Here is a 26017-nt window from a genome sequence, read left to right as displayed (position 1 = left end):
TTCACGCGTGCGACGCAGAACGAGGAGGTTCTAGGTTGTCGAATTCGTTTGATGTCCAGCCGTACGAGATCCGCATCCCCGACGCGGATCTGGACGACATGATGGAGAGGCTGAAACGCACACGATTCCCGCAGGATTTTGGGAACGAAGACTGGCGCTACGGCTACAATACCGACTACCACCGCACCCTCATTGACTATTGGATCAACGAGTACGATTGGCGTGCTGTGGAGCGCCAGATGAACGAACTCCCACACTTCAAGGTGGACGTGATGGGCGTGCCCCTGCACTTCATCCATGTGCGCGGCAAGGGGCCGAACCCGAAGCCGCTGCTTCTCCACCATGGCTGGCCCTGGACTTTCTGGGACGTACGAAAAATTATTGAGCCTCTGACGGATCCGGTAAGGTTCGGCGGTTTGGAGTCTGATTCCTTCGATGTCGTTCTGATCTCCCTGCCTGGCTATGGGTTTTCGTCTCCGCTGACGGAGACAGGGTGGAATTTCTGGAAGACCGCCGATCTCGAGAACGTTCTTATGAAGCAGATTCTGGGGTACGACCGCTACGCCACCGCAGGGGGGGACTGGGGCGCGCTCATCGCCCAGCAGCACGGGCACAAGTACGAATCTGACGTCATCGGGGTGTACACACATTTTCCCGCGCAGATGTCGCACTATCTTCCGGATCATCCCGACCAGCCCGACGGCGTCGAGTATGACACCTTTTTGGGACTGCCGGCGGCGAGCGAGTACTCCGCCGACGAATCCGGCTGGTTCGAACGTGGCAAGTTGTTCGTCGAGAATGAGAGTGGCTACGGTGAGATCCAGTTGACGAAGCCACAGACGCTCGCGGCGCTCGTCACCGACTCGCCTGCGGCCCAGCTGGCCTGGATTACCGAGAAGCGCTATTTCTGGGGCCTCGCGGAACGTGGCAGCGGCACAGAGTCATTCGAGCGTGTGTGGCCAAAGGAAGACCTGATCACGACCGCCGCGGTGTACTTTCTGACGGGAACGGGTGGGACCTCGTCCCGGTACTACTGGGAGTGCCGGGGTAACCCGTGGACGCCGAGCCACAACCGGTTCCCGGTCGTGGGAGTGCCGACCGCGGTCTCGATCTACCCGGGCGAGATCTACAAGCCGCCGAAAACGTGGACGGAGAAGTACTTCAACCTCCAGCAGTACCGCGTCCACAGCACCGGCGGTCACTTCGCTCCCTTGGAAGAACCGGAAATCTACGTGAACGACGTTCGGGATTTCTTCCGAACTCTGCGCTGACGCACGATTTTCTCGTTCCAAATCGTAACGAATCGGTCACGTGTGGGCCGTCCGGCGAAATTCTCTTGCGTGCACGCGCGAGTACCCATATCCTCACAGTGAATCAAAATTTATTTGCTGAATAAAAATGCAAACGACTTGAAATCAAGCCTTACCCACGACAAAGGAGTCAAAGATGTCTCTCAGAAACAAACGCGGCGCGCTCCGCCTCGCCGCCTTCGCGGCTGTTGCTGCGCTCGCTCTCGCCGGGTGCACGTCGACCGCGGGTGGAACCGCCACCGGTTCCTCGGGGCCGATCGCCAAAGAGGATCTCGTCCTCGTCGCATCCGTCATCAACACCACAAACCCTTACTTCATCGCCAACATTGAGGGAGCTAAGGCCCTCTCCAAAAAACTTGACATTCCTCTCGAGATCATCGACTCGCAGGGTTCGTCGCAGACTGAAATCTCGAAGATTCAGGCGATCTTGGCGCAGGGCAAGAAGGTCGTGATGTTCGTCAACACGGTAGCGAGCTCGGACACCCCGACCATCGTGGACGCTGTGAAGCGTGCCGGTGGCTACGTATCGATCTGGTGGAACAAACCCGATAACTTCGAGCCCTGGGACGCGGGGGATAACTTCGTGGCCTTCCAGAAGCACGCTGGTGTGGACTCAGGCCGCTGCAATGCCAAGGCAATCGGTGATGCACTTGGGGGCAAGGGCAACGTAATCATGTTCCCCGGCGTGGAAGACAGCACGACCAGCGCGACGCGTGTCGCCGGCTTCGAGGCTGAGATGCGTGAAAACTACCCTGACATCAAAATTCTCGAGAAGCAGGCTTCGAACTGGGACCCGCAGCTGGCCAACCAGAATTCAAAGGACCTGATCGCTAAGTACGGCGACCAGATCAATGGTGTCTGGAGTGCCGATGACGGTATGCAGCTCGGTGCGCTCCAAGCCTTCGATGACGCCGGTTTGCTGAACTCGGTGAAGTTCGCCTCTGACGGTCTGTACCCCGACACGGTAAAACTGATGAAAGAGGGCTACGGCAACAATGCCATTGTCGGGGAAACCTTCCACCGCGGCTACATGGCCTCCGCCATCGGTCTGTACACGGCCTACCAGGCCGCGATCGGCGAGATCGTTCCGTCCGAACTGCCCAAGGACAAGCGGGATAGCTTCTTTGACATCAAGTGCGTAACCCCCGAGACGCTTGGCGACTACGCGAAGTACGACACTGACACGGCTGCAGCTGATTTCGTTGACAATCTTGTCGAGACTGGCCCGTGGGACACCGAGCCGGCGACCCTCGTCGGCGGCGGTGGCCCCGAGGTTTTGCCCAAGTCGTAGCGCATTGCGGCCGGCCTGTTCCCGGCCCTCGTCACCAGACGACGGCCGGGAACAGCCGCATCACCAGTACGAGATCTGTATATGCGAGGAGAATTTTCATGGTTCACAAAGTTGTAGCGGAACAGGTCGCGGGGGGCATAAGCACCACTGCGATCAGGATCCGCGAATCCGGCATCGAGCGCCGTGCTCGGTTCCGCGGTCTCGCCGAACCGCTGAGTTTACTCGTAGCTCTGGCCGTTCTTATCGGTGTGTTTTCTTTGCTCAACGAACGCTTTCTGACTGCCTCCAACCTTCAGAATGTGCTTACCCAGTCCGCTATCCCCTTGATCGTTGCCGTGGGAGCGACCCTGGTCATCCTCCTTGGATCCATCGACTTGTCCGTGGAGGGAGTCATGGGGGCCACCGGAATGACTTGGATCCTTCTCAGCGCCAACTCGCGGGGGGGAGCGGACTTGGGGCCATGGGCTTGGGTCATAGCGCTCGGCGTAGCTCTTGTGATCGGTGTCGCCAGCGGCCTCATCTTCACCGCGCTGAAGGTTCCCTCATTCATCGTTACTCTGGGAATGTGGTATGTCGGCCTCGGAATCGCCACCATGCTCTATGGAACCGACCTTCTCCCTCGTCTTGAAGATGAGGGGTTGAAGGGCTGGACCTCGCGAATTAGTTTCGGGCTTCCGAACTCCTTCTGGGTGGCGCTGCTCGTCATCGGCCTCGGCATATTCGTTCTACGCAGTACCCGGATCGGCCGGGTGACCCTCGCCATTGGAAACAGCGAAACGATCGTGCGCTCGGCGGGCCTTCCGGCTTTCCGCGTAAAGGTTGCCGTCTTCGCCATTGCCGCGCTTCTGAGCGGTCTCGGCGGCATCCTGGCCACTGTTCAACTCGACATCGGGTCACCGACCGTCGGCTCCGGAGTGCTCTTCATCGTCATTCCTGCGGTTGTCATCGGAGGCACGCATCTCGGCGGTGGAAAAGGGGGGATCCTGCGCACCGTATTGGGCGTATTCCTGCTGACGATCCTGAACAACGGACTCATACTCTCCGGCGTTGAGTCGAGTTATCAGTCGGCAGTTACCGGCGCGATCCTGGTCGCCGCTATCGTGTTCGCCGCGTGGTCGCAGCGCGACAGATTGCAGGTGGCAAAGTGAACGACGTGACCACAACTCCCGCAGTGCTTCGCCTCGACAGCGTCTCCAAGAGCTTCGGATCGAATCGTGCCGTTCGCAAAGTGTCGCTTAATATTCAATCGGGTGAGGTCATCGGCCTCATTGGAGAGAATGGCGCGGGCAAGTCAACGCTGCTGAAGATGCTCTCGGGCAACTATCGCCACGACGAAGGAACAATCGCCGTAAACGGACGGGAAGTTCAGTTCCGCGGACCAGCTGATGCCCTGCGCGCGGGGATCGGGGTCGTTCACCAGGAGCAATCTCTCTTCACAAACCTCACAATCGCCGAAAACATCGAGGTCAACACACCAATGGGCCGGGGCGGTGTCAATCGGCTAGGGCTGTACAACTGGCGACGCTTGTACGCGGACGCAGCACAGGCTCTCGACCTCATCGGATCGCACTTGAATCCGAAGACACGAGTAAGCGACCTGTCGTTCGTTGATCGCCAGATGGTCGAGATTGCGCGGGCGATCCGGGTAAGTGCCGCCAGCCACACGACGCCTCTCGTGATCCTCGATGAACCAACTGCAATCCTAGAAAGGACGGAGACCGCGATCTTGGAGAGGGAAATCTCCAAGCTTCGCGACATCGGCTCGGTTATCTTCGTCTCGCACCGACTCGACGAGGTCATGCGCATCTGCGACAGGGTGGTCGTCATGCGCGATGGTGAATTGATCGCCGACCGCCCCGTCGATGACGTTACCGAAGAGGAACTCTTTCGCCTCATGGTTGGTCGGGAGACCCACGCTGCTGTTCGAAACCGGCGGAGTATTGAGGCGACGAGCAGCCCAATCATCTCGATCCACGACCTCACCCGGGCAGGATCCTATGCGGATGTATCGATCGATGCCTACCCCGGCCGAGTCCTGGCCATTCTGGGTACCAGCGGCTCAGGCCGCGAGTCCGTGGTGCGAGCGGTCTTCGGGGCCGAAGGCTTTGACTCCGGATCGGTCTCGATCGCGGGATACTCCGGGCACCAGCTGTCCATCAAACGTGCCGTCGACCTGGGGGTCGGCTACGTGCCTGCGGAGCGCAAGACTGAGGGAATGGTGGGGGAAATGCCAGCGGATCAAAACATCACGCTCACGCATCCCGGCTCCGCGGCCGTTGGGCCGTTCGAGCTTCCCCGACGCAGGCTGTCTTTGGCACGGATGTGGTTTGAGAAGCTGGACATTCGGCCTCGGGAGCCCCTGCACATGTTGCAAGACTTTTCAGGCGGCAACCAGCAGAAGGTCGTCCTCGCCAAGTGGCTGAACTCTTCAAATTTGAAGGCACTCGTGCTAGACCACCCGCTCCGAGGCCTCGACCCGGGTGCGGCGGAGACAGTCAACGCGCAGATCCGGTCGGTGTGCGATGGCGGCACCGCAATTATTCTCATACCCGACACGATCGATGAGGCGTTAGATATCGCCGATGACATCGTGGTGATGCGGGACGGTCGGATCTCGGGGGTCTTCGACCTCGGTCACGATAATCCCGCGACTCTGGACCTGCTCGAAAGGATGCTCTGATGTCCAAGATTGATAACGAGGCAACGAAGATTGCCGTACCCGTCCTCATCCCCGCCCGCGGTAAGTTGCCGTCCGTGAAGCGCCTCGGAGGCTGGCATGCGATTGGCCCGATCGTCATCTTTCTTGCGATTCTCGTCGTCGTTGCGATCCTCACGCCAGCTTTCATCGGGGGAGGAGGATTAGCAATAATCGCGTCGTCGTCGGCCCCCATCCTTTTGCTAGCACTCGGGCAGGCAATGGTGCTCAATGTCGGGTCGATCGACTTGTCGAATGCCGCGATTGGCCTGCTGGGTGCAATCTTGCTTGCTCTCACGCTCGGGCCCGTAGCGGGTCTATCGCCACTGATCGTTCTCCTTGCCACCACCGCCTTCGGAGCCGTGAACGGCCTAATCCTCGCCTACGCGCAGGTGCCGTCCTTTGCGCTGACACTCGGCACGCTGGGAATTTTTCAAGCCATCGCGCTCGTAGCCAGCGGCCGCACGACCGTCTATGTCTCTAGCAACGGGGAGAGCGTTCGTTCGTTGTACGAAAGCGGAATCGCAAATGTGCCGATGACGTTCTGGATGGGCGTGCTACTGGCGGTCGCTCTTTGGGTACTCCTGCGCTACACCCGCATCGGCCGAGGAATGACGGCCATCGGAAAGAACGAGTCCGCCGCGATCTTCTCGGCCGTTCGAACGCGCTCGCTCAAGGTGCTGGCCTTCGCTCTCTCGGGGTTCGCGGCTGGACTCGCCGGCATCGCGATCATCGCGCAGGCGGGATCCGCGTCGCCCACCGGCCTAGGAAGCGACCTGCTGCTTCCCGCCATCGCCGCAGCGCTGATCGGAGGGACGTCGATTTCCGGGGGCGTAGTGAATCCGCTCACGGTGATCTTCGGAGCGCTGACCGTTGCCCTCGTTCCCATCGCGACGACTGCGGTCGGTATTGACGCCCAAGCACAGAGCTTGGTCTACGGCGCGGTCATCATCGCAGTGGTTGCCCTCACCATGTCGCGCAACAAATCAAGCATTGTCAAGTAGTACAAGAGAGGGAAACATGCCTGCCGCGGACATTATGGAAACCACCAACTCTGGAGTGCTCGACGACCTCGAACCCCGCGAGGTCTTACGATTCTTTGAAGTGCTCACCAGCATCCCGAGAGGATCGGGGAACGAGGAACAGGTCGCCACGTGGGTCGTGGATTTTGCGCGCTCCTGTGGACTGGAGGCATTCAAGGATGACCTGCACTGCGTTCTCGTGCGCAAGCCCGGTCAGGGTGGCCTTGAAAATGCCGAGCCCCTGATCCTGCACGGCCACCTGGATATGGTCTGCGAAAAAGCCGAAGGTGTCGAATTCGACTTTGTGAACCAACCACTGAGCCTCGTCGTGGACGGCGAGTACATCTCGGCGGCAGGAACATCTTTGGGGGCGGACAACGGAATAGGAGTGTCCTACATTCTCGCGCTGCTGGAATCGAAGGACATTCCTCATCCGCCGCTGGAAGCGGTCCTCACCGCCATGGAAGAGAAGGGGAAGGTGGGTGCCGGACAGTTCGACGTTGCGCAACTCACTGGGCGCCGCATGATCGACTTCAACTGGATTACCGATGAAGAGATTCTGGCGGGGTGCAGCGGGGACGTGACGTTCACGGTTGATGTTCCGGGCGAGTTTGAACGAACACCGGATGCCTTGACCACTGCGCGGTCGCTGGAGGTGCGTGGGCTCAATGGCGGTCACTGCGAATTCGACATTCAGCTGGAGCGCGCGAACGCTCTGCAGGTGCTGGCCCGCGCGGTGCACCGGTTGGCCGCCACGTACGACCTGCGCATCGCCACCCCCTTCGGAGGTGCTCAGAATAGTGCCATCCCGGCCGATGCATCCGCTGTCATCGTTTTCGAGGACATACACCTGGATTCGATCGAGGCGCTCATCGCCGAGCTGGATGCAGCTCTCAAGAGTGAGTACCAGATTTCCGACCCGGCGATTCGCGTCGAGCTGAAAGATGCCCACCGTCCCGACATCGCGTTTTCACACGCCGCGGGGCTTCGTCTCATGTCTGTTTTGCGGCTGATTCCTCACGGGGTGGTCAGCTGGAATCTGCACGTGCCCGGTCGTGTAGAGACGTCCAACAACGTGGGAACGTTGCGGCCGACTCCCGAAGGTGCACGTGTGATGTCGACGGTGACGTCGGCCCTCACCTCGCGGAAACACGAGTTGATCGAGCGAGTACAGGCGCTCGTGGCGCTCGCCGGTGGTGGTGTCGTGTGCGAACTCTACGGCCTCGACGCTCCGGAGTTCCCGTATCGTCCGCAATCGGAACTCCTTCGGACGGCATCGGAGGCCTACCGTGACGTGCTCGGCACAGAGCCAAACGTCGAGGTGTCCCAGTGTTCTCTCGAGCTCGGCATGTTTAGTCGGCGGGTGCCCGTCTCCGATATCATCTCGATCGGCACCGAGCTTCAGGCCCTGCATTCCTCCGCGGAAAGGGTGAATCACAAGTCCGTGGAGCGTGTCTGGCCACTGATCAAGGCGGTCGTGTCGCGGCTTGGATAGGGAAGTGGCAAGGTAACGGGCCTTCGCCTGTTATCGAAGTGATCGCTCTAAGCGGTCAGAGTTGCGGGGTCGAGGCCTTCCCAGGGGTTCCGGGCAATACCGGATACGCGCGCGACATTGTTGGCGAGCCTGACGCCAACGTGCGCCCGGTCACGTAAAGGTACGGCCCATGACCAGAAACTAACCATAAACCCCAAAATCTGACCAGATTCAGGCCGTATTTCACCGTACAGCGCGTACACTAAACCCCATGAGAACCGCGGAATTCCGCGGAAGTCTGCCCCGTATGCAGGTGCGCACGGCCACCCCGACGGCTATCATTTGTTCTTGGTTCGAGTCCAGGTACCCCAGCTTTGTAAAAAATCTCCGGTCAATTGGGGGGTTTTGGCAGTTGCGGTCGCGATGAAGTCATGTCCGAATCCCGCTAGGTTAGCCCAGGCTCGTGAGCCCGTGGTGCCCCTTTCGTGCCGGTTGTCGGGGGAGTTCCGAATCTGTGCGACTTCGAAGTCTTGATGAAGATGACTCGGAATGTGATGTTCTTGGTTCGAGTCTCCGCGTATTAGTCGTTCAGCGGCCGCGATTTTCTCGTGACGTGTTCGGCCGAAGGGGGCATGCTGCCCGCTGGACGCCCATTCGGACTGGGACACACACGTCCGTCGGCGATGCCCTAGTCTTTGCCCATGCCCCGATCGCCTCGCGCTCCAATCGCCGCTCTGACAGCTGCTGCGGCCCTGTCTTCGATGCTTCTGCTCACCGCCTGCAGCTCGGGCTCCTATTCCTATGACGAGCCCAACGCGGCTGAACTGTTGACCGAAGAGTCATCGCCGGTCGATCCTGCCACCGCCTGCGCTGCGCTCGTCGCGGCACCGGCCGGTCTGGCTCAGCGGAAGGCCGTAGAGCTTAGCTGCGTCGAGGACCGCAACGGAAACTGGGTTTACCAGGCAGATCCGGCTCCTGGCGCTCCAACCCCGCTCCCATTTGCCGCGGCCGCGGAAGAGCAGCCTGGCGGCGGGATCCCCTGGAACCATGCTGTGGACTACGCCGGTTCGACGCAGCGCGTCTGCGGGCCACTCGCCGGCGGCGGCAACTCGGAAGACGACGTGTTCCTCAACCTCGGTCGCGACTACCCCGACCCGGAACGTTTTCAGATCGTGGTTTGGGACGTCGGCGACCTTGAGCCGATTGACGGCGGCGTGACCCTGTGCACCTCCGGCCAAATCACACTGTACGAAGGTGTCGCTCAGATTGAGCTGACCGACCCGAGCCTCATCGAGATTTACAACTAGCTCGCATCGACCTGAAAGACTGTCCTGCGGAAAATACTGGGTACCCACGTTGATTTCTGTCCATCCGCGGTATCGCGAGGCGACGCATCCGTTGGATGATATGGATGGCCCCCTCAAAAGGAAAAGAATCCATGACAACAATCGAGCTGCTCTACATTGCAGGCTGTCCGAACTCGGTACAGGCCCTCATCCGCCTGCAGCGCGCCGTCGACAACACGATGCACTCGAACACAGTGATCACATCCACACTGATCGATTCCGCCGAGACAGCCGGGCAAGTCCTATTTGCTGGGTCGCCAACGATCCTCGTCGACGGTGTTGATCTCTTCCCGACGGATGGCCGCACCAGCGATCTCGCCTGCCGGATTTATGTAACGCCGAACGGAATGGCCGGAGCTCCCACCCAAGAACAGATTGAGGCAGCGCTCGCGGCTCATGGATAACACCCCAGAACTCACCTGTTCCTGCTGCGGTCGCAGCTATCCGCGCCGCAGGCTGCACGCCCTCAGCGACAATGCCTACATCTGCCGCCGATGTGGACTGTGGGTCGCGCTCCGCCTCCGGGCCGATCCAATCGGGCACGATCAGTACTAATTGACACTGCGTTGGCAGGACCGTGGTGATTGGTCAGCCCCTGCTGTAATGTCAGTGGATGCTGACTATTGCCTCGCGGGTTGACGTGATGAACCGGTTGGGTCGAGCGATGGCCGATCCCACCAGGTCTCGAATCCTGTTCTCCTTGCTCGAACGCCCGGGGTTTCCGGGTGCGTTGGCGCGCGAGCTGCAGTTGTCGCGGTCGAACGTATCCAACCACCTGGCGTGCCTCAGAGGCTGCGGAATCGTGGCCGTCGTTCCGGAGGGACGCTCGACTCGCTATGAGATCGCGGATCCTCACGTGACCAGGGCGCTAATCGCCCTGATGGATGTGGTGCTCGCTATCGATGACGGTGTCGGCTGCGTCGATGAGGACTGCGACGTACCGCTGTGCTGCGGGAACGACGCATGAGCCTCTCCAGCAATGACCGAGTTGTTGCGATCCAGCCTGACCGAACGCAGGTTCTCCGCCGCCGGATTCGGTGGATCGTCGCGGCGACCATTGGCTACAACGTCATCGAAGCCATCATTGCGATCGCGGCCGGCAGCGTGGCATCGTCAGCCGCCCTCATCGGGTTTGGCCTGGACTCCATCGTGGAGGTCCTCTCCGCTGCCGCTGTCGCCTGGCAGTTCGCAGCGCCTGATCCGGAGAAGCGAGAAAAGACCGCGCTGCGAGTCATCGCGTGGGCGTTCTTCGCTCTCGCCGCGTATGTGATTGTGGATGCCGGCCTGTCCCTCTTCGGCGTTCGCGAAGCGGAGCACAGCACGGTCGGCATTGTGCTGGCAGCGGTCAGCCTACTGGTGATGCCCTTTCTGAGCTTCGCCGAGCGTCGCGCCGGCCATGAGTTGGGCTCTGCTTCGGCGGTCGCTGACTCGAAACAAACCCTGATCTGCTCCTATCTTTCCGCAGCCCTGCTGGTCGGGCTACTTTTGAACACGCTCTTTGGTTGGGCGTGGGCGGACTCGGTTGCAGCCCTCGTGATCGTGGTCTTCGCCGTTCGGGAAGGCTTCGAGGCCTGGCGTGGCGACGCCTGCAAAGTGCCCGTGGCTGCGCTCACCGGGGAACGCGACGTCGAGCACGAAGACTGCTGCTGAAGCTACTCGCGCGCTCTGACACAGCGTCGCAACGCGGCTCTGATTGGTCCTGTCGCGACTGGTGCGCCATGATCGAAGTGGGCTCTGACGAGTGTGCGACTCGCTCTTCGGCTCGATCACGGTGGATGTCATGGACATTTCACAAGCACAGGCCGATGTTCGACGAATCTATCGTGCCGGCTTCCCTGGACCATTGGTGTCCGCGGTCATCTGGGCGGCGGCGAGCGCGGTGTTCACTTGGGGCTCCGTTGCTGGCGGTATGGCTGCGCTCTTCTTCGGCGGCATTGGCGATGCAGTGCGCGTTTACCGTGCCCCTCGGCTTGCTGATTGCCGTCGCCCTCGGGAGCTATGAGCCCGTACCCTTCTTTCCGGCTGAGCTCTTCTTCGTTGGCGGGCACTACCTCGTCTTCATCTTGCTTTATGGCATGCGGTTGTTCGCAGTTTTGGCCGGGGTGCTGATTCTGCTGGGAGTGAGCGGGCTGCTCGTAATTCCGCAGCTGGGAGAGATAAGCGGATGGCTGAGCACAGCCGTCTTCCTGATCTTTGCGGTGGTCCTCTCTCGCGCTCACAACCACGCAACCGCAAACGTCGCGTACAGGTCGAGTAGGGGTCACCAGATGGCGGCTTGCCCCCTTGTTCGGCCGCAGCGAGAAGCGTGCAGTAAATGAAAGTGAAAGCAATTCTTGCGGTAGTTTGCGAGGGCGTAGGGTGTGCTCGTGACCATATCGCGGGCTTCGGCCAAAAGTGTCAAAGCGTGGCTATTGCAAGACACTGGGGACCGTCAGGGATCGCGGGTGGGACCGCACGCGGCCACGGCCGAAAAGACGCAGCCATGGTGGCGTGTGATGTGCCTGACCGGTGTCGACTATTTCTCGACGCTGGGCTATCAGCCGGCGATCGCGGCACTCGCTGCGGGGCTGTTGTCGCCGATCGCGACCATCGTGCTCGTCGCCCTGACGCTGCTCGGTGCCCTGCCGGTGTATCGGCGAGTGGCTGCCGAGAGTTTTCGGGGATCCGGTTCCATCCATATGTTGGAGAAGCTGTTGCCGTGGTGGTCGGGCAAGCTCTTCGTGCTGGTTCTGCTCGGGTTCGCGGCAACGGACTTCATGATCACGATTACTTTGTCGGCAGCGGATGCCACGGCTCACGCAGTCGAGAATCCGTTCACGCCAACCTGGTTTCACGGTCAGGAAGTACCGATCACGTTGTTCATCATCGCCCTGCTTGGAATTGTCTTCCTTCGCGGCTTTCGGGAAGCAATCAGCATCGCCGTGGTTCTTGTTGCGGTCTACCTCATTCTCAACCTGATCGTCATCATGGTTGCGATTGAGCACGTGGCGACGAATAGCGTGGTCATCACGGATTGGTGGGCGGCGCTCACCGTGCAGCACGGTAATCCGCTCGTCATGGTGGGGATCGCACTGCTCGTGTTTCCCAAGTTGGCCTTGGGCCTGTCCGGCTTCGAGACCGGTGTGGCCGTGATGCCGCAGGTTACGGGAAGCCCGACCGACAGCGACGACAATCCCGTCGGCCGGATACGCGGCACTAAACGGCTGCTCACCACAGCGGCACTGATCATGAGCGGTTTCCTGATCACGTCGAGCCTGGTCACCACGTTTCTGATCCCGCAGGCCGCCTTCCAGCCCGGCGGCCCCGCCAACGGTCGCGCCCTGGCCTACCTCGCCCACGAATACCTCGGTAACGCATTCGGCACCGTCTACGACATCAGCACCATCTGCATCCTTTGGTTTGCTGGGGCATCCGCTATGGCCGGTCTGCTTAACCTCGTGCCTCGGTACTTGCCGCGGTACGGCATGGCACCGCAATGGGCCCGGGCCGTGCGCCCGCTCGTACTGGTTTTCATCGGGATCGCCTTCGTGATCACGATTGCTTTCCAGGCCAGCGTCGACGCCCAGGGCGGTGCCTACGCAACGGGCGTGCTCGTGCTGATGACGTCGGCATCCGTCGCGGTCACCCTGTCCGCCCGCAAAAGACGGCAACGCTGGCCGACCATTGGTTTCGGCATAATCGCCGCGATCATGGCGTACACGACCATCGCGAACATCGTCGAACGCCCCGACGGCGTGCGCATCGCCGCCCTGTTCATCGTGGGCATCATGGTGACTTCCCTCGTCTCGCGCGTGCGTCGGTCGTTCCAACTCAGGGCGACGTCGATCACTTTGGATTCCTCGGCCCTCGATTTCGTCACGGGCGACGCCGAGGACTACGACGTCGTGCGAATCATCTCCCACGAGCCCGACGAAGACACCGAAACCGAGTACCGTGATAAGAGCCGCGACGAACGCCGATTCGGCAATATACCGACCGGCTCACCGATCATCTTTCTCGAAGTGCTCCCCTCAGACTCGTCGGACTTTGAGGAAGATCTCGTCGTGAGCGGCGTGGCCAAACACGGTTACCGGGTTCTCCAGGTGACCAGCGGCAATGTGCCGAACACGATTGCGGCCGTGCTTCTGGAGATTCGTGACCAGACCGGCATCATCCCGGAAATCTATTTTGAGTGGACCCAGAACAACCCCATCTCGAATATGTTCAAGTTCCTCGTCACCGGCCAGGGCGAGATCGCACCGGTGACCCGCGAAGTGTTGCGTGAGTCGGAGCCGAACGCCAAACGGCGCCCGCACGTACACGTGAGCTGAGGCACCGGCTGCAGAAGCGCCTCGATCAGATCTGGCTGCGGTAGCTCTCTGCGGTGGCGATGAGTGCCTCGTTCCACGACGTGGCGGCGACACCGAGTTCACGCTCGGTCTCGGTCGCATCAATCACGAACGGCACCACGAACTGGTAACTCGACGCCCACACTTCGTGCATCATCGGATTGGCCACCCCGAGGGACCGCAGCAACAGCTGCGGATAGCCGGTGACTTTTCCCCGTGTGCCGTAGTGCGCATTGAGTTGCCCAACGATGTCGACACGGCTGACGGTACCGCTCGGAACGTGCCAGATTCGGCCCCAGTCGCCGGTGTAGTCTGCCGCGGCGATGAGCGTGGTCACGATGTCGGGCAGGTAGCTCCAGCTGTGCGCGAGGTGCGGCTTACCCACGACATGAGCCGTCTTTGAGCGAAGAACAGCGGTGAAAAACGCTTCGCCCAGGTGCGCGGTGCCGGTGGCCCCAGGCCCGAAGTAGTCACTGGCCCGCACCTCGACAGCACGAATGTGGCCGGCGTCATGCGCGGCGCGCAACTTTGCCCAACCTTCGCGGCGAATGAGTCCCTTGGCTTCGGTGGTCGTTTCGCTCGAGTGTTCGGTCATGGCGCCGGTCGGTGACCCATAGGAATACAGGTTACCCATCACGACGATCCTGGCACCGGTAGCGGATGCGGCGGCAATCACCGCCTCGTAGATGGGCGGCCATTGTGCAGCCCAATCGGTATAGGGCGGATTCGTGCAGAGAAGGATGGTGGAAGCATTAGCTGCGGCGTGCGTAAAAGCTGCCGGATCACTCGCATCCAGTACCAGAGCAGTCGCGCCTGCGGCGGCCGAGCCCGAGCGGGTGGCAATGGTCACGGTGTCGCCGCGGGCCGCGAGGCGTTCGGCCAGGGGGCGGCCGATGAGGCCGGCTCCGACAACAAGGTGCTTGCTCATGGAATCCATTCAGTTCGGTGGTCGCGTCGTGCGATTAACGCCGAGTCTGACAGACGGAATATGCCGGTGCACCAGAAACGCTTGATCAACCCCCTCCCGTGCGGGCGTATTCCGGCGCGATGTCACCCGCGCGGCGCGTAATGCTGCAGCGTCACCGACCGGGTTATGACGGCCCGCATCGCCTCGAGGCTGCCCGAGATGAGCCGCCCGGTGCGCGCCTGCACGAGCACGTTTCCGAAGGCGGTTGCCTCGACCGGACCAGCGATCACGGGCAGTCCACTGCGGTCGGCGGTCAACTGGCACAGGAGGGCGTTTTGCGATCCGCCGCCAACGATGTGGATGGCCCTCACGGTCTTGCCCGACAGCTCCGAAGCGGTGCGAACGGTGTGTGCAAACGCCTCGGCCAGGCTCTCGCTAATTGCGCGCGTGACCTCCGCCAGAGTGTGCGGCACAGGCTGATTGGCCTCGAGGCAGCACTGCGCAATGCGCGCGGGCATGTCGCCAGGCGTGAGCAGGCGCGGATCGTTGGCATCGAACACCGAACCGCGCGGTAGGGCCGCGGCCTCACGGATGAGTGCAGGAAGGTCGATCTGAAGTCCCGCCCGCTCCCACGTGCGGATGCTCTCCGACTGCAGCCAGAGTCCCGTGATGTTCTGCAGAAAGCGGATGCGACCGTCCAGCCCGCTCTCGTTAGTGAAATTGGCGACGCGGGCCGCCTCGCTGAGCACGGGCATTTCCAGTTCGACCCCGGCGAGCGCCCAGGTACCGCACGAGACGTAGGCGAATTCATCGCCCCGGGCAGGCACTCCGACCACGGCTGAGGCCGTGTCGTGCGACCCCACGGTGACAACGGGGATCTGCCCGCCAACCTCGGCTCGCACGGTCGGCAGCAGTGGGCCGAGCGTCGTTCCAGGTTCGACCAACTGCGGGAACAGGCTCGCTGTGAACCCGAGGCTGTTCGCCAGCTTGGTCGACCAACCTCGCGTGTGTATGTCCAGCAAACCCGTCGTCGAGGCGTTGGTGTGCTCGGCGACAGGCACGCCAGTCAGCCAGTACCCCATGAGATCGGGTATCAACAGGGCTGTATCGCCAGCTTGCACCCGTCCGGCAAGCCGGTCGGCGGTGAACTGATAGACGGTGTTTATCGGCATGAACTGCATACCGCTGGCGGCATACAGCTCCTTCTGCGAGACGAGCTCATGGGTCGCCCGCACGCCCTCGAGTGTGCGCTCGTCGCGGTGCGAGTAGGGATTACCGAGCAGCGCACCGCCACGCAACAACCCATAGTCGAGCCCCCAGGCATCAATTCCGATGCTGCGCAGATCAGGCTCCTCAATCACTGCTTTGCGGAGGCCGATCAGGGCTGAACGAAACAGTTCGAGCACGTTCCAGTGCAGCCCGTCTGTTGTTCCCTCCCAGCAGCGCACGGGGTTGTTCAAGAATCGCTCGACTACGTCGAGGCGCACAGTGTCAGCGTCGAAGCGACCGACCACGACACGTCCACTGGTCGCGCCGAGATCGATTGCGGCGACAGCTGCGCGGGTCATCGGGTCATCGCAGGAACGCGGCGGCGACGCCGGAGTCGACCGGGATATGCACACCCGTCGTCCGGCTCAATGCGGGGCCGGTGAGCACCCACACCGCGTCAGCGACGTTCTCGGGAATGACCTCCCGTTTCAATATAGTTCGGTCAGCGTAGAACTGGCCCAGGTTCTCTTCACTGACGCCGTAGGTCTTGGCCCGATTAGCGCCCCAGCCCGACGCGAAGATGCCAGAACCCCGCACGACACCGTCAGGGTTGATGCCGTTGACGCGGATTCCATACCCGCCCAGCTCAGCAGCGAGCAACCGAACCTGGTGTGACTGGTCGGCCTTTGCCGCCGAATATGCGATGTTATCCGGGCCAGCGAAGATCGAGTTCTTCGAGGAGATATAGACGATATCGCCGCCCATTCCCTGCTCGATGAGGGCGCTCGCTGCGGCGCGCGAGACCAGGAACGATCCCTTGGACATGACGTTGTGGAGCAGATCCCATTCGGTCTCAGTGGTCTCCAGCAATGAGCGCGCAATGGACAGCCCGGCGTTGTTCACGACAAGATCCAGACCGCCGAATGCCATCAGCGTTGCATCGACCGCGGCTTTCACGGCGTCGGCGTCGGAGACGTCGACAGCGACGCCGATGGCCACATCGACGGAACCTAATTCCGCTGCCGCCGCCTGCGCCTTCTCCAGGTCGAGGTCCGCGACGACGACGCAGGCGCCATCAGCCGCGAGCCGTATGGCGATGGCTTTGCCAATGCCCGATGCCGCTCCGGTGACGAGGGCGATCCGGCCTTGGTGGCTCTTGGGTTTCGGTATCCGCTGCAGCTTCGCCTCCTCGAGTGCCCAATATTCAATGCGGAATTTCTCTGCGTCGGAGATCGGGCCATAGGTGGAGAGCGCCTCGGCGCCCCGCATGACATTGATGGCGTTGAGATAGAATTCCCCGGCCACGCGAGCGACCTGTTTCGTGGCACCGTAACTGAACATTCCGACCCCAGGAACCAAAACGATGGCCGGATCTGCGCCGCGCATGGCGGGGCTGTCTGAGGCTGCATGCTTGTCGTAATAGGCGGTGTAGTCGACGCGGTAGGCCTCATGGAGTGTCTTCAGTCGCTCGATAGACGCTGCGACGGATGCTCCGGCCGGCAAGTCGAGCAACATCGGCTTGACCTTGGTCCGCAGAAAATGGTCTGGGCAGCTTGTGCCGAGAGCAGCAAGTTTGGCTGCATTGGCACTACCGAGAAATTCCAGCACGCGGGGGTCGTCGGTGAAGTGGCCGACCATCGGCTTGTCCTGCGAGGCGATGCCTCGAATCGTGGCAACGAGAGCGGCGGCTTTGGCTCGGCGTTCGTGCTGTGGCAGCGCGGTATTCTCGGCGACTGCAGCACCGAACGGTGTCTTCGAACCCATCGCATCGATGTAGGCCTGGGCGGTGTCGATAATCCAGCGGCTGTTCGCCTCGCATGTAGTCGATGTCTCGCCCCACGCCGTGATGCCGTGTCCGCCGAGGATGCACCCAATGGCATCCGGATTTTGCTTCTGGAGCACAGCGATGTCGAGTCCGAGTTGGAATCCGGGTCGGCGCCACGGTACCCAAAGCACCTTGGAGCCGAAAATCTTCTTGGTCAGCGCTTCGCCGTCGGTGGCGGTTGCGATCGCGATGCCCGAGTCGGGGTGCAGATGGTCGACGTGCTGGGCATCGACTAATGCATGCATCGAGGTATCGATCGACGGTGTCGCACCATTGGTGCCATGTAGGCAGTAGTCGAATGCTCCCACCATCTCGTCCTCGCGCTCCACCCCCGGGTACACGTGTTGCAGGGCGCGAAACCGGTCGACGCGCAGCACGGCAAGACCGGAGGCGGCCAGCGTGCCGAGGTCGCCGCCGGAACCCTTGATCCAGATCAATTCGACCGGCTCGCCCGTGACGGGGTCGGTGTCGGTGCCCTTGGCGGAGGTGTTTCCACCAGCGAAGTTTGTAACCTTGGGATCGCTGCCCAGCCTGTTGCTGCGAGCGACCAGTTCGGCCGCGGTTCGGTTCGTCATCGTTCTGGCTCCTGCTCCTGCGTCGGTGAAGGTGGTCTGCTGGATGACCATACGCTAAATGTGCGCAGTTGTGAAACATAACAAATAAGCACACGAAAGGTCACGACTCGTTCGTGGCTGCTTCAGCGCAACTCGACGCGATCTCGAAACTCATCGAGCTGGCTGTCGCCCGGGTCGAGCTCGGTGATGAGAACTGCAATCTTCGACAATTCCAGGGACGCCGCCGTGGCCTGCTGGTGCAGCTTCGACGAGTCGATGCAGAGCACGATCTCCTTGGACACCCGAGCGAAGGCCTGCTTCATCTGCGCTTCGGCCAGCGAAACCTCAGTGGTCCCGAACGTGGCGTCCACGGCACTGGCCGATGCGAAGAACCTGACGTAGCGCAACGATTGGGCGGCCTGTACCGCCAGTGGGCCCACGAACGTGTCCGTTGATTCTTCCGTCTCGCCACCGATGAGAATGGGGTTCACTCCGAGGGTTCCTTTGAGACTCGCGTAGGTCGGATAGGAATTCGTACTCACGATGAGACCGGACCTCGGACCCAGCCTGCTCGCCATGGTTCCAACGGTCGTCGACGCATCGAAAGCGATAGAACCGAAACGTGGAACCAGAGCCAGAGCTTTGTCTGCGATGAGTTCTTTCGCCCGCGAGCGCACGGAACGCCGCTCTTCGAAGGGGCGTGGGCCGATGACCGAGATCGCTCCGCCACGCACGCGGCGCAGCAGTCCTTCCGCCTCGAGATCGGCCAGATCACGACGGATGGTCATGGCTGAGACACCGAGAGTCCCTGCGGCCTCGGTCAGTCGAATGACGTTCTCGTGCTCAAGCGAGGCCAGCAATTGCCGGCGTCGCTCTTCGGATTCGGTACTTCCGGTTGTGGCCACCACGGTCTCGATTCTTTGTAACTTGTATGTTAACTTTTCGCGTTATCTAACACTAATACACTTATCTGCTTGAGTTTGTGGGAGCGAATGTGTGTTGAATAAATATATTGACGCACAACGAGTGTGGTGTTACTGTCCCAAAAGACGGTTCATTGAACCGGTCCTGTTGGCAGCGTTGCCTCCTGGGTGATGCACGAACTGAAAGATGAGTGTCACCGATGACCTCTGAGGCCTACGAAAATATCGTCACATCGGCAACCGCGCACGATCGTGCGTTGGACGCCGGCAAGGGAATTGTTCGGTTTGCACCCACCTGGGTTCCCCGTGCTTTTTGCACTCCTGGCAAGCGCATCCGACTGCACCCGGATGACTATTTCCCGCTCGGCCAGGGGCGCGGCGGCATTGACGAGCGCTGGCTTGCCTCGTCGATTCGCGCTGACAACGGTCCACTCACCGGGGCCCACGAAGGCCTCAGCCTCGTCGTCGACCCCGACGGCGGCCTCCTGCCCTTCGATGATTTTGTCGAGCACCATAAGGCCGACGTGATCGGGTCGCGATTGTGGGACCGCTTCGGAGGCTGGACGATGTACTCCAAGTTCTACGACAACCTGATGCCCCTGCCCTTCCACGTGCACCACTCTGACGAGAAGGCCGCACTCGTCGACAAGGTAGGAAAGCCAGAGGCGTACTACTACTCGCCCCATATGAACGACAACCTGGGCCTGCAACCCATCTCCTTTTTCGGATTTCAGCCGGGCACTACCCGCGACCAGGTCAAGGAGCGTCTCATGCGCTTCGCCGATGGTGGCGACAATCGCATCACCGATCTGTCGCTCGGATACCGAACTCAACTTGGAACGGGATGGGACATTCCGGCGGGTGTTCTGCACGCTCCGGCGAGCATCTGCACCTATGAGCCGCAATCCGCCAGCGACGTGTTCGCAATGTGCGAATCGTGGAGTAACAACAAGGAGGTCCCCGAGGAGTTGCTCTGGAAGGACGTGCCCCCAACGCACCACGGCGACTATGAGTTTCTTCTCGACCTTTTGGACTGGAAAAAGAATCTTGACGTCGATTTTGTACCCAACCGGTTCATGCGTCCGTACAGCACCTCCACGTCAGCGGCCGACGGCGGTTCAAGCTATGTCGAGAACTGGATCGTCTTCCGCTCCACCTCATTTAGCGCCAAAGAGCTCACGGTACGCCCAGGCCAAACGGTAACGATCAGGGACCAGGATGCTTACGGCGCCCTCTTTGTTCAGGGCGGCGGCACTTTCGGAGTGCATGACGCGCAGGCAGCGACGCTCATCCGTTTCGGGCAACTCAGCCAGGACGAGTTCTTCGTCTCCGAATCGGCGGCCCGTGCTGGCGTCACGATCACCAACCGCAGCGCAACCGATGACATCGTCATCCTGAAGCATTTCGGTCCCGGAAATCTGGAGCTGGGCGTTGTCTGAAATCTTCGGAACCCCGGTCGGCCAGGCCCTCCTCCGGGTCGGATCGCTTGATCAGGTCGCGCGCGTCGATCGCTTCGTTGAGGATGATGGTCCGGCACGTGGGGCTCGCCGATTCCGAGTGGTGAACGGCGGCGGGTTCGAGTTCGACGTTCATCCCGACCGCGCCCTCGATATTGGTGCCGCGACCATTAATGGGATCCCGCTTGCCTGGCTCTCATCGACTGGCATCACGCGTTCCGACGCATACGAGCCTGCCGGGCGAGGGTGGCTGCGCACCTTTGGCGGTGGCCTCGTGACGACCTGTGGACTCGACACCTTCGGCCCGCCCGCCGACGATGAGGATGGCGTGTCCGGCATGCACGGCCGCATCGGGGCCGTGCCGGCGCGGGTGACGGAGGTCACAGTGACGCCCGCGCTGATCACCGTGGCCGGCGAGGTACGCCAGACGGGCGTATTCCAGGAGAATCTCGTGCTGCGCCGCCGCATCACCTCGCGTGTCGGGTCCACCTCCTTCACGATCGAGGACACCGTGACGAACGAGGGCGAGAGCATGAGCCCGCACATGGTGCTCTACCACGTCAACCTCGGGTGGCCGCTGCTCGACGCTGGGACCGTCATCGACATCCCCGCCGCCTCCGTAACGTCCCGTGACCCCGACGCGGCCACTGGTTTCAACCAGCGGGCTGAAATTGGTGAGCCCAAGGCCGGCACGCGCGAGCAGGTCTATATCCACACCGCTGGCGATGAGCGCGTCGCCCGGGTGACCAACGCGGCCCGGGGATTGACATTCACCCTCCGTTACTCCGAGACGCTACCGGCGATCTTTCAATGGAAACTGACCGCCACAAAGCACTATGTGCTGGGTCTCGAACCTGCAAACACCCCCGAAATCCAGGGCCGCGCCGCTGCACGCGCCAACGGCACGTTGCCCCGACTGGAGCCGGGCGAGAGCCGTACCTATGTGATCGAAATCGACGTGAGCGCAGCATGAATGACACCGCACTGTTGGAACTCCATGGCGTTACCAAGACTTTCGGCGCGGTGGCCGCGCTGGTCAACGCAGAGCTGGTCCTCAAGGCCGGCTCTATCCATGCCGTCATCGGCGAGAACGGCGCGGGCAAGTCGACGCTCGTCAAGATCATCGGCGGTTTGTACCGCCGCGACGCTGGCACATTTCTGCTGGATGGGGAAAGCGTCGACTTTCACAATACGCGCGAGGCAAAAGCCGCGGGCATCGCTGTCATCTACCAGGAGCCAACGCTGTTCCCCGACCTTTCGGTCGCCGAGAACCTCTTCGTTGGCCGTCAGCCGTACACCCGATTTGGCGCGCTGGACCGCGCGAAAATGCGCCGCGAGACTCGCGAGCTCACGCAAAGGCTTGGCGTGCCGATCGATCCCGACCGCGAGGCGCGAGGACTGTCGATCGCAGACCAGCAGGTCGTCGAAATCGCCAAGTCAATCTCGGTCGGCGCCAAGGTCATCGTCATGGACGAGCCGACTGCGGCGCTGTCGGGAATCGAGGTCGAGCGTCTAATGGGCATCGCACGCCAGCTCCGCGACGAGGGAAAGGGCCTCATCTTCATCTCCCATCGGTTTGACGAGGTGTTCGCCCTCTGCGATGTCATCACCGTCATGAGGGACGGCAGTTACGTCGCCACGAACTTGACGACCGTCACGACCGAAGACGAGATCATCCATCAAATGGTTGGTCGAAGCGTCGACAACCTGTACCCCAAGCAGGAAGCACTGATCGGCGAACCCGTACTCGAGGTGGAGCACCTGACCAGCGCCGGAGTTTTCCAGGACGTCAGTTTCACCGTGCGTTCGGGTGAGATCGTCTGCCTGGCCGGCCTCGTCGGTGCCGGTCGAAGTGAGATCGCCCGTGCAGTGTTCGGCGTGGACCCCTACGACTCTGGATCGGTTCGAATGGGCGGTATCAGCGTGCCCCGGACGAGCCCCGCGGCGGCGATGCGACTCGGCATTGGCTTCGTTCCCGAGGACCGGCGCAAGCAGGGCCTGGCGATGACGGCGGGCATACAGAGCAACATCACTCTCGCGATCCGCCACAAGCTGGCCCGATTCGGATTCATCATCGCACCGCTCGAAGAGCCGAGCGCTCGTACCTGGGCGGCGCGCTTGCAGGTCAAAATGTATGCCCTCGACACCGAGGCACAAATGCTTTCCGGCGGAAATCAACAAAAGGTCGTACTCGGGAAGTGGCTGGCCACAAAACCGAAGTTGCTGATCGTGGACGAGCCGACCCGTGGCATCGATGTGGGCACAAAGGCCGAGGTGCACCGCCTGCTGTCCGAGCTGGCCGGAACCGGCGTCGCGTTGCTGATGATTTCGTCCGAACTGCCGGAGGTCATGGGTATGGCGGACCGTGTGCTCGTGGTGCGTGAAGGTCGGATTACGGCGGAACTGCCGCGCGCGACGGCAACTCCCCAGAATGTGATGTACGCCGCGACGCACGCACCGGAGGTGGCCGCATGAGCGTGACGCACACCGTCCCGGTGAGCCAAGGACGGCGTTCATTCTTAGGCAGGATCCTCCGCGCCCGCGAGGTCGGCCTGATCGTGATGATCTTCGCGCTCGTGGCGCTGACCAGTGTGACGCAACCCGGGTTCCTCTTCAGCGACGGCGGATGGCGTGAGCTGCTTCGGCAGCCAACGATTCTGATCCTCATCGCTCTCGGCGAGGCGATCGTGATCATCACCCGCAACATCGATTTGTCGGTCGGCTCGATCCTGTGCCTCTCGGCGTACGCGGCCGGGAGCTTGTTCTCCAACTTTCCGGGTATCCCGATACCTCTGGTCATCCTGAGCGGCATCCTCCTCGGGGCCTTCCTGGGACTCGTTAACGGCCTGCTGGTCGCCTTCCTCAGAGTGCCATCGCTGGTTATCACTCTGGGCACGCTGTACACCTACCGGGGGATCGCGATCCTCTGGATCGGCCCGCACTTTATTCGATCCAGCTGGTTGCCTGACGAGTACCGCTCCTTCGGTACCCTGCAGTTCCTGGGCATTCCGGTATTGCTGATCGTTGTCGCGATCATCGTCTTGCTGATTGGATGGTTCATGACGAGTCGGCGGGTGGGCCGCGACCTGTACGCGCTCGGTTCCAACCCCGAGGCAGCCACGCTGTTCGGGCTCGGCGAGCGTCGTCTGACGGTCACAGCCTTCGTCGCGAGCGGCGCCCTTGCCGGTCTCGGCGGGCTCGTTTACCTCGCGATCTTCGCGACCGGTGATGCGCAGGTCGGTACCGGATATGAGCTGCAGGCTGTAGCGGCAGCCGTGGTGGGCGGAGTCGCCATCGTCGGCGGATCCGGCACGATCTGGGGCGTCGCACTGGGCGCGTTTTTTCTCGCCACTATCAGCAACGCGCTTCCCGTTCTCGGAGTGCCGAGCCTCTGGCAGCAGTCCATCGTCGGTGTGTTGATCGTCGGCGCCATCCTGCTCGACCGCATTGTATTCATCACCCGCATTCGCCGGGCGAAGAGAAAGGGGACTGCGACATGAGCGCCGACACCGCAACGATCACGACCAACGCCGTAGGTCGTGCTGCCGCACAGTACCGCAGGCATAGCCGCACGCTGTGGCGCCGGATGCTGCTGCGGACAGAGACGGCAATCGTCCTGGCCATCATCCTGCTGATCATCTTTGCCATCACCACGGTGCCGTATTTTGCTCAGCCGTATACCTACCTAACGATGATCCTGAACTCCGCGCCGATCCTGCTCATGCTGTTGCCGGTGACCCTGATCATTATCACCGGCGACATCGATCTGTCGGTCGGCAGTGTGGTCGGCTTCTCAAGTGCCATATTCGGGTTGAGCTTTCACGCTGGAATTCCCCTTCCACTGGCCGCCGGGGTCGCGGTCGTTGGCGGTGGCTTGGTGGGCCTACTCAACGGCGTGCTCGTGACGGTCGTCGGATTGCCGAGCCTGGCGGTCACCATCGGCACTTTGGCGCTGTTTCGCGGCATCGCCGTCGGGCTGCTTGGCACCACGGCGATCACGGGTTTTCCGAGTGAGGTCACGCAGTTCATCGGCGCTCCGCTTTTCGTCGGTGCTCCAGTTCCGATGGTGACCGTGGCGATCATCGTCGTCGCGATCGGTTTCGCGGTGGTATTGCACCTCACTCCGTTCGGACGCGGTGTATTCGCCATCGGGTTGAGCTCCGAGACGGCCGCGTTCTCGGGCGTTCGGGTCAATCGCACACGGCTCATTCTGTTCGTTCTCAGCGGGCTGGTCGCGTCGGCGACCGGTGTGTACTACACGCTGCAGTACAGCAATGCGATTGGAACGAACGGCCTTGGCTTTGAGTTGCAGGTCGTGACAGCCATTGTGCTGGGCGGCGTCTCGATTTGGGGCGGCCGCGGTTCAATACTCGGGGCACTGGCCGGCGGCGTGCTGATCGCAACACTGAACAAGACGCTGCAGCTCGCCGGTATCGGCTCCGACACGATCAGCATCGTCACTGGCGCCACCCTAATCTTCTCCGTCGTTGTCGCCGGTATTGCGGGATTCATCTCGCGGCGGCGGCGGTCGAAGGCCTCCGTAATCGCGGCAGGCGTTGAAAAGCACCGGGCAATCCCAAATCCGAAATCTGTACCAAGCAACCACTAGAAAGGCAAAACAGTGAATTTCACATTCAGTAAGTCGGCGCACAGGCGCGCTGCATCCATCGCCGTGGCCATCGCGGCCGCGTCGGTGCTGCTGGCCGGCTGCGCCGCACCCACGGGCGGCTCCACCGGGACCGACGCCGCTGGCGCCGGAAGCTTGACCGTTATCCCCAAGAGCCTTGGTAACAAGTACTTCGAGGCCTCGGACAAAGGTGCCAAAGCAGCTGCGGACGAACTCGGCCTTGACTTCTCCGAGGTCGGTCCGACCTCGACCGGTTCGGCCGATCAGGTTCCGTTTATCCAGACGGCGATCCAGACCGGCCAGAAGGCGATCGCCATCGCGGCGAACGACCCGGCTGCCGTTTGCAACGATCTGAAGGCGGCACAGGACGCTGGCGTCAAGGTCGTTGCCTTCGACACCGACACCGACTGCCGCGACATCTTCATCAACCAGGCCACGGTCGATGGCATCGCCCAGGGACTGGTCGACCTGACCTCGAAGCACCTCGGAACGGCCGGAGGCACCATCGCAATCCTCTCCGGTGGTGCCAACGCCGCAAACCTCAACGCCTGGGTCGATGCGATGACTGCTCTCATCGAGAAGGAACACCCGGAGATCACGATCGCCCAGGTTGCATACGGCGAAGACGTTGACCAGAAGGCCTACCAAGCAGCTCAGGGACTCATGCAGAGCATTCCGGATCTCAAGGCCATCATCGCTCCGGACACGGTGTCGGTGAAGGAAGCAGCACACTACCTGTCTGACACCCCGCAGTTCCAGGGCAAGGTGTGGGTCACTGGCCTCGGTCTGCCGAGCGAAATGGCGACTTACGTCACGAGCGGCGTCATCGAGCAGTTCGGTCTCTGGAATCCTGAGGACCTGGGGTACCTGGCCACCTACGCCGCGGACGCGCTCACTCAGGGCACGATCACAGGCAAGGAGGGCGACAAGTTCACCGCTGGAAAGCTCGGAGACTTCACTGTCGGCGCCGGGGGAGAGGTTGTCCTCGGCCCGATGTTCGTGTTCGACAAGTCCAACGTCGGTGACTTCTCGTTCTAAGCACAGCTGCC

Annotated in this window: 21 protein-coding genes; 17 read left to right on the top strand and 4 right to left on the bottom strand. The window is 61.5% G+C overall.

Going from position 1 to position 26017, the window contains the following annotated elements:
- The first annotated feature begins 35 nt into the window (after positions 1–35).
- From CXY78_RS04875 to CXY78_RS04820, 11 genes are all read left to right on the top strand, one after another.
- Positions 36–1271 (top strand): epoxide hydrolase family protein, encoded by a 1236-nt coding sequence (locus tag CXY78_RS04875; protein ID WP_158252739.1) that lies wholly within the window; start codon positions 36–38, stop codon positions 1269–1271.
- A gap of 175 nt (positions 1272–1446) precedes the next feature.
- A complete protein-coding gene (locus CXY78_RS04870; protein ID WP_092341273.1) occupies positions 1447–2601 on the top strand; it encodes a sugar ABC transporter substrate-binding protein in 1155 nt (384 codons plus the stop codon).
- 98 nt (positions 2602–2699) lie between these two features.
- Positions 2700–3749, top strand: a complete 1050-nt coding sequence (locus CXY78_RS04865; RefSeq protein WP_104088313.1) for an ABC transporter permease — start codon at positions 2700–2702, stop codon at positions 3747–3749.
- Positions 3750–3754: 5 nt separating this feature from the next.
- On the top strand, positions 3755–5281 hold the full coding sequence (locus CXY78_RS04860) for a sugar ABC transporter ATP-binding protein (RefSeq protein ID WP_158253267.1): 1527 nt from the start codon (positions 3755–3757) through the stop codon (positions 5279–5281).
- Positions 5281–6300: an ABC transporter permease gene (locus tag CXY78_RS04855; RefSeq protein WP_092341270.1), complete on the top strand. Its 1020-nt coding sequence runs from the start codon at positions 5281–5283 to the stop codon at positions 6298–6300. The genes CXY78_RS04860 and CXY78_RS04855 overlap by 1 nt, the downstream gene beginning before the upstream one ends.
- Positions 6301–6355: 55 nt before the next feature.
- Positions 6356–7813 (top strand): beta-Ala-His dipeptidase, encoded by a 1458-nt coding sequence (pepD, locus tag CXY78_RS04850; protein WP_158252737.1) that lies wholly within the window; start codon positions 6356–6358, stop codon positions 7811–7813.
- 680 nt (positions 7814–8493) lie between these two features.
- Positions 8494–9099 carry a hypothetical protein gene (locus CXY78_RS04845; RefSeq protein WP_140425441.1) on the top strand — a complete coding sequence of 202 codons (606 nt, stop codon included), beginning with the start codon at positions 8494–8496 and terminating at the stop codon, positions 9097–9099.
- A 104-nt stretch (positions 9100–9203) separates the two neighbouring features.
- Positions 9204–9542 (top strand): thioredoxin family protein, encoded by a 339-nt coding sequence (locus CXY78_RS04840; protein WP_233206081.1) that lies wholly within the window; start codon positions 9204–9206, stop codon positions 9540–9542.
- A gap of 209 nt (positions 9543–9751) precedes the next feature.
- Positions 9752–10105, top strand: a complete 354-nt coding sequence (locus CXY78_RS04835; RefSeq protein ID WP_092341266.1) for a helix-turn-helix transcriptional regulator — start codon at positions 9752–9754, stop codon at positions 10103–10105.
- Entirely contained in the window at positions 10102–10788 is a 687-nt protein-coding gene (locus CXY78_RS04830; RefSeq protein WP_092341265.1) for a cation transporter, read from the top strand. Before CXY78_RS04835 ends, CXY78_RS04830 begins: the two co-directional genes overlap by 4 nt.
- An 845-nt stretch (positions 10789–11633) precedes the next feature.
- On the top strand, positions 11634–13448 hold the full coding sequence (locus tag CXY78_RS04820; RefSeq protein WP_233197167.1) for an amino acid transporter: 1815 nt from the start codon (positions 11634–11636) through the stop codon (positions 13446–13448).
- A gap of 25 nt (positions 13449–13473) precedes the next feature.
- Here the strand turns inward: CXY78_RS04820 and CXY78_RS04815 are convergent, their stop codons facing one another.
- The 4 genes from CXY78_RS04815 to CXY78_RS04800 all read right to left on the bottom strand — a co-directional run bounded on the left by CXY78_RS04815 (position 13474) and on the right by CXY78_RS04800 (position 18869).
- On the bottom strand, positions 13474–14394 hold the full coding sequence (locus tag CXY78_RS04815; protein WP_158252736.1) for an NAD-dependent epimerase/dehydratase family protein: 921 nt from the start codon (positions 14392–14394) through the stop codon (positions 13474–13476).
- A 122-nt stretch (positions 14395–14516) separates the two neighbouring features.
- A complete protein-coding gene (locus CXY78_RS04810; RefSeq protein ID WP_104088306.1) occupies positions 14517–15941 on the bottom strand; it encodes a rhamnulokinase family protein in 1425 nt (474 codons plus the stop codon).
- A 4-nt stretch (positions 15942–15945) separates the two neighbouring features.
- Positions 15946–17982 (bottom strand): bifunctional aldolase/short-chain dehydrogenase, encoded by a 2037-nt coding sequence (locus CXY78_RS04805; RefSeq protein WP_104088429.1) that lies wholly within the window; start codon positions 17980–17982, stop codon positions 15946–15948.
- Positions 17983–18104: 122 nt separating this feature from the next.
- Positions 18105–18869 carry a DeoR/GlpR family DNA-binding transcription regulator gene (locus tag CXY78_RS04800; protein WP_233197162.1) on the bottom strand — a complete coding sequence of 255 codons (765 nt, stop codon included), beginning with the start codon at positions 18867–18869 and terminating at the stop codon, positions 18105–18107.
- A gap of 215 nt (positions 18870–19084) precedes the next feature.
- Between CXY78_RS04800 and CXY78_RS04795 the strand changes: the two genes are divergently transcribed.
- Genes CXY78_RS04795 through CXY78_RS04770 form a run of 6 tightly spaced genes read left to right on the top strand, consistent with a single transcriptional unit; the run spans position 19085 to position 26006 of the window.
- Complete coding sequence (locus tag CXY78_RS04795) at positions 19085–20323, top strand: hypothetical protein (RefSeq protein ID WP_092341260.1); 1239 nt, start codon at positions 19085–19087, stop codon at positions 20321–20323.
- Positions 20316–21314, top strand: coding sequence for an aldose 1-epimerase family protein (locus CXY78_RS04790; RefSeq protein WP_104088305.1), 999 nt, complete (start codon positions 20316–20318; stop codon positions 21312–21314). The genes CXY78_RS04795 and CXY78_RS04790 overlap by 8 nt, the downstream gene beginning before the upstream one ends.
- On the top strand, positions 21311–22816 hold the full coding sequence (locus CXY78_RS04785; protein ID WP_104088303.1) for a sugar ABC transporter ATP-binding protein: 1506 nt from the start codon (positions 21311–21313) through the stop codon (positions 22814–22816). Before CXY78_RS04790 ends, CXY78_RS04785 begins: the two co-directional genes overlap by 4 nt.
- Positions 22813–23841, top strand: coding sequence for an ABC transporter permease (locus CXY78_RS04780; RefSeq protein WP_092341257.1), 1029 nt, complete (start codon positions 22813–22815; stop codon positions 23839–23841). Before CXY78_RS04785 ends, CXY78_RS04780 begins: the two co-directional genes overlap by 4 nt.
- Positions 23838–24950, top strand: a complete 1113-nt coding sequence (locus tag CXY78_RS04775) for an ABC transporter permease (RefSeq protein ID WP_104088301.1) — start codon at positions 23838–23840, stop codon at positions 24948–24950. The genes CXY78_RS04780 and CXY78_RS04775 overlap by 4 nt, the downstream gene beginning before the upstream one ends.
- A gap of 12 nt (positions 24951–24962) precedes the next feature.
- Positions 24963–26006: a rhamnose ABC transporter substrate-binding protein gene (locus tag CXY78_RS04770; protein WP_092341255.1), complete on the top strand. Its 1044-nt coding sequence runs from the start codon at positions 24963–24965 to the stop codon at positions 26004–26006.
- The last annotated feature ends 11 nt before the right edge of the window (positions 26007–26017 follow it).

Source organism: Cryobacterium sp. N19, assembly GCF_002929595.1.
In the GTDB taxonomy this organism is placed as follows: Bacteria; Actinomycetota; Actinomycetes; order Actinomycetales; family Microbacteriaceae; genus Cryobacterium; species Cryobacterium flavum.
This window is presented reverse-complemented; position numbering and strand designations above follow the sequence as displayed.

Coding starts and splice junctions, on each gene's coding strand:
- CXY78_RS04870 (WP_092341273.1), top strand. CDS start 1,447: ATGTCTCTCAGAAACAAACGCGGCGCGCTCCGCCTCGCCGCCTTCGCG.
- CXY78_RS04865 (WP_104088313.1), top strand. CDS start 2,700: ATGGTTCACAAAGTTGTAGCGGAACAGGTCGCGGGGGGCATAAGCACC.
- CXY78_RS04855 (WP_092341270.1), top strand. CDS start 5,281: ATGTCCAAGATTGATAACGAGGCAACGAAGATTGCCGTACCCGTCCTC.
- CXY78_RS04845 (WP_140425441.1), top strand. CDS start 8,494: ATGCCCCGATCGCCTCGCGCTCCAATCGCCGCTCTGACAGCTGCTGCG.
- CXY78_RS04840 (WP_233206081.1), top strand. CDS start 9,204: ATGGCCCCCTCAAAAGGAAAAGAATCCATGACAACAATCGAGCTGCTC.
- CXY78_RS04835 (WP_092341266.1), top strand. CDS start 9,752: ATGCTGACTATTGCCTCGCGGGTTGACGTGATGAACCGGTTGGGTCGA.
- CXY78_RS04830 (WP_092341265.1), top strand. CDS start 10,102: ATGAGCCTCTCCAGCAATGACCGAGTTGTTGCGATCCAGCCTGACCGA.
- CXY78_RS04820 (WP_233197167.1), top strand. CDS start 11,634: ATGTGCCTGACCGGTGTCGACTATTTCTCGACGCTGGGCTATCAGCCG.
- CXY78_RS04815 (WP_158252736.1), bottom strand. CDS start 14,394: ATGAGCAAGCACCTTGTTGTCGGAGCCGGCCTCATCGGCCGCCCCCTG.
- CXY78_RS04810 (WP_104088306.1), bottom strand. CDS start 15,941: ATGACCCGCGCAGCTGTCGCCGCAATCGATCTCGGCGCGACCAGTGGA.
- CXY78_RS04805 (WP_104088429.1), bottom strand. CDS start 17,982: ATGACGAACCGAACCGCGGCCGAACTGGTCGCTCGCAGCAACAGGCTG.
- CXY78_RS04795 (WP_092341260.1), top strand. CDS start 19,085: ATGACCTCTGAGGCCTACGAAAATATCGTCACATCGGCAACCGCGCAC.
- CXY78_RS04785 (WP_104088303.1), top strand. CDS start 21,311: ATGAATGACACCGCACTGTTGGAACTCCATGGCGTTACCAAGACTTTC.
- CXY78_RS04780 (WP_092341257.1), top strand. CDS start 22,813: ATGAGCGTGACGCACACCGTCCCGGTGAGCCAAGGACGGCGTTCATTC.
- CXY78_RS04775 (WP_104088301.1), top strand. CDS start 23,838: ATGAGCGCCGACACCGCAACGATCACGACCAACGCCGTAGGTCGTGCT.